Here is a 3,772-nt window from a genome sequence, read left to right on the forward strand (position 1 = left end):
CTCCAGGATCACCGGCACGCCGCCATGCTTCTCGATCGCGGCGCGGTTGCCGGCGTTCAGCGGGCCGTTCATCACCACGCCCGCGATCGGGATCTTGCGGCTGCGCAGCGCCTCGATGGTCAGCAGGGTGTGGTTGATCGTGCCGCGGGCGCTGCGGGCCACCACGATGGTCGGGAAGCGCCACACGCCCAGCAGGTCGATCGCCAGGGTCGAGCAGTCCAGCGGCACCATCAGCCCGCCGCCGGGGCCCTCGATCAGCAGGGGGCGAGGGGAGAAGGCCGGGGTCAGCGACGCCGGGTCGATCTCGCTCTCCTCCAGCGCCGCGGCGGCCACCGGGGCCAGCGGTGCCTGGAAGGCGTAGGTCGGCTTCTGCAGCCGCTCGGCCGGCAGGCCGGTCAGGGCGGCGATGGTCGCGGTGTCCGCCGGCTTCTCGGCCAGGCCGGTCTGCACCGGCTTCCAATAGTCGGCGTCCCAGGCGGTGGCCAGGCAGGCGCAGGCGAGGGTCTTGCCGACACCGGTGTCGGTGCCGGTCACATAGAATCGGGTCATGGGGTGCTAAAGGTCTCAGCGGCGAGGCGGTCGGCGGCCGAAGCGGGCTGCCAGGTCCGGTCTACGGGCATGCGGATGCGGGATGCCGTTACGCGAAGGCACGGACTATGCACGGATCGATCCCCCGAAGCGAGTCCCCAGTTACCGCAGCGCAGCAAAGCTGGGATGCGTCGTCAAGCGGGGACCTTCTGGCGCACCGGCCGCTCGGGCATCGGCACGCCGCGCAGGATGGCGTTCGCCCGCTCTTCCCGCGGCGAGCGGCCGTAGATCTGGCGGTAGCATTTCGAGAAATGCGAGGCCGAGACGAAGCCGCAGGCCAGGGCCAGGTCGACGATCGGCAGGTCGCTCTGGTTGATCAGGTGCTGAGCCCGCTCCAGCCGGAGCTCCAGATAGTAATGCGCCGGGCTGTGGCCCAGCTGCTTGCGGAACAGCCGCTCCAGCTGCCGGCGCGACAGGCCGACATGGGCCGCCAGCTCCTCCTGTGGCAGCGGCTCGGCGATGTTCGCCTCCATCAGCTCGATCGCCGCGACCAGCTTCGGGTTGTGCACGCCGAGGCGGGCCCGCAGCGGCAGGCGCTGGCGGTCATGCGGGCTGCGGATGCGGTCGACCAGGCACTGCTCCGACACCTTGGTCGCCAGATCGCGGCCCTGCCGCAGCGCCACCAGATGCAGCATCATGTCGATCGCCGCCGTGCCGCCGGAGCAGGTGAAGCGGTTGCGGTCGACCTCGAACAGGTCGCTCGACACCGGGATCTCGGGAAAGGTCTCGGCGAAGCCGGGCAGGTTCTCCCAATGGATGGCGCAGCGATAGCCGCCCAGCAGCCCGGCCCTCGCCAGGAGGTGCGAGCCGGTGCACAGCGCGCCGATGCCCACCCCCTGCCGCTCCGCCCGGCGCAGCCAGGCGAACACCTCGTCGTCGCGGTAGCGCTCGATGCCGAGGCCGGAGCAGGCGAAGATCATGTCCAACGGCTTGGACACGCCGGCCTGGCGGCTGAGTTCGGCCAGCGAGCTGTCGACGCCGACGCTGATGCCGTTGCTGGCCTTCACGGCCTGGCCGTCCTTCGACAGCACGGTCCAGCGATACAGGGGCTTGCTGGCCATGCGGTTGGCGATGCGCAGCGGCTCGACCGCGGAGGTGAAGGCGATCATCGAGAACTGCGGAATCAGCAGGAACCCGATGGTCTCGGTGTCGAAGGCTGGATCCTGGCCCATCACTTCTGTGCCTCCCGGCAGCGCAACGTTGGCGCCGCATTCGACGAATCGGTAGCACGGGTCGCAAATTCGACAAAGAGGCCATATGCGACGGGCTGAAGCGCTGTGCCGCCCGGTGGACGCATGGCTGGCGGCGGGGCCGGGACGAGGGTCGCGATCAGACCGGACCACGTCGCCGCAGACGCGGCGGCATCGCCTCTGCTATGGGACCTTCACCGCAAAAACAATTTGGGACCTTGGGACATGGGGGCACCGTCGGATATCGAGATCGCGCGGGCCGCGACTCTGCGGCCGATCGCCGAGGTCGGCGCCAAGCTCGGCATCCCCTCCGACGCGCTCTACCCCTACGGCCCGCACATCGCCAAGCTGACGCCCGGCTTCATCGACGGGCTGGAAGGACGGCCGGACGGCAAGCTGATCCTGGTCACGGCCATCACCCCGACCCCGGCGGGCGAGGGCAAGACCACCACCACCGTCGGCCTCGGCGACGGGCTGAACCGGATCGGCAAGAAGGCGGCGATCTGCCTGCGCGAGCCGTCGCTGGGCCCCTGCTTCGGCATCAAGGGCGGCGCGGCCGGCGGCGGCCATGCCCAGGTGGTGCCGATGGAGCAGATCAACCTGCACTTCACCGGCGACTTCCACGCCATCAGCAGCGCCCACAACCTGCTGGCGGCGCTGCTGGACAATCACATCTACTGGGGCAATGCGCTCGGCCTCGACACCCGCCGGGTGACCTGGCGCCGGGTGATGGACATGAACGACCGGGCGCTGCGGTCGATCGTCACCAGCCTGGGCGGCGCCCCGAACGGCTTCCCGCGCGAGGACGGCTTCGACATCACCGTGGCGTCGGAGGTGATGGCGATCTTCTGCCTGGCCAAGAGCCTGGAGGATCTGGAGCAGCGGCTGGGCCGCATCATCGTCGGCCAGTCGCTCGACCGCCGGCCGGTGACGGCGAAGGAGCTGAAGGCCGACGGGCCGATGACCGTCCTGCTGAAGGACGCCTTCATGCCCAACCTGGTGCAGACGCTGGAGAACAATCCGGCCTTCGTCCATGGCGGGCCCTTCGCCAACATCGCCCATGGCTGCAACTCGGTGATGGCGACCAAGACGGCGCTGAAGCTGGCCGATTACGTCGTCACCGAGGCCGGATTCGGCGCCGATCTCGGGGCCGAGAAGTTCTTCGACATCAAGTGCCGCAAGGCCGGGCTGAAGCCGGCGGCGGTGGTGATCGTCGCCACCGTGCGGGCGCTGAAGATGCATGGCGGCGTGGCCAAGGAGGATCTCGGCAACGAGAACGTCGCCGCCTTGAAGAAGGGCCTGGCCAATCTCGGCCGCCACATCCGCAATGTCGGCCAGTTCGGCGTGCCGGCGATCGTCGCGGTCAACCGCTTCGTCGCCGACACCGAGGCCGAGCTGCAGGCGGTGCGCGAGTACTGCGCCGAGCACGGCGTCGAGGCCCAGGTCTGCAGCCATTGGGCGGACGGCAGCGCCGGCACGGTGGAGCTGGCGCACAAGGTGGCGGCCCTGGCCGAGGACCATTCCCAGTTCCGCACCCTGTATGACGACGATCTGCCGCTGTGGGAGAAGATGCGGACCATCGCCACCGCGATCTACGGCGCCGACGACGTCATCGCTGACAAGCGGGTGCGCGACCAGTTCGCCCAGTACCAGAAGGCCGGCTACGGCCATTTCCCGATCTGCGTCGCCAAGACCCAGTACAGCTTCTCCACCGACCCGGCGGTGAAGGGGGCGCCGTCGCACCACATCGTGCCGGTGCGCGAGCTGCGCCTGTCGGCGGGGGCTGAGTTTCTGGTGGCGATCTGCGGCGACATCATGACCATGCCCGGCCTGCCCAGGACGCCGGCGGCGAACAACATCCGGCTGAACGAGAGCGGGCAGATCGAAGGCCTCTTTTAGCGGGTTCGACGCCGGCTCTCCCCTCACCCTCCCACGCGCTTCGCGCGCGGGCCCCTCCCTCTCCCCGAGGAGAGGGAAATGGGCCGGCTCGTTTC

The 3,772-nt window shown here is 69.3% G+C and carries 3 protein-coding genes; 1 reads left to right on the forward strand and 2 read right to left on the reverse strand.

Going from position 1 to position 3,772, the window contains the following annotated elements:
- Both bioD and ABDW35_RS33690 read right to left on the reverse strand, forming a co-directional pair.
- A partial coding sequence (gene bioD, locus ABDW35_RS33685; protein ID WP_343718218.1) for a dethiobiotin synthase occupies window positions 1–549 on the reverse strand: 549 nt, incomplete at its 3' end.
- Between the two features lie 173 nt (window positions 550–722).
- Entirely contained in the window at window positions 723–1,760 is a 1,038-nt protein-coding gene (locus ABDW35_RS33690) for a GlxA family transcriptional regulator (protein WP_343718219.1), read from the reverse strand.
- Between the two features lie 243 nt (window positions 1,761–2,003).
- Between ABDW35_RS33690 and ABDW35_RS33695 the strand changes: the two genes are divergently transcribed.
- A complete protein-coding gene (locus tag ABDW35_RS33695) occupies window positions 2,004–3,677 on the forward strand; it encodes a formate--tetrahydrofolate ligase (RefSeq protein ID WP_343718220.1) in 1,674 nt (557 codons plus the stop codon).
- The last annotated feature ends 95 nt before the right edge of the window (window positions 3,678–3,772 follow it).

The organism is Inquilinus sp., assembly GCF_039594555.1.
Classification (GTDB): domain Bacteria; phylum Pseudomonadota; class Alphaproteobacteria; order DSM-16000; family Inquilinaceae; genus Inquilinus.

What these genes read in the sequence shown, in the direction of transcription:
- ABDW35_RS33690 (WP_343718219.1), bottom strand. Translation starts at nt 1,760, where the DNA reads ATGGGCCAGGATCCAGCCTTCGACACCGAGACCATCGGGTTCCTGCTG.
- ABDW35_RS33695 (WP_343718220.1), top strand. Translation starts at nt 2,004, where the DNA reads ATGGGGGCACCGTCGGATATCGAGATCGCGCGGGCCGCGACTCTGCGG.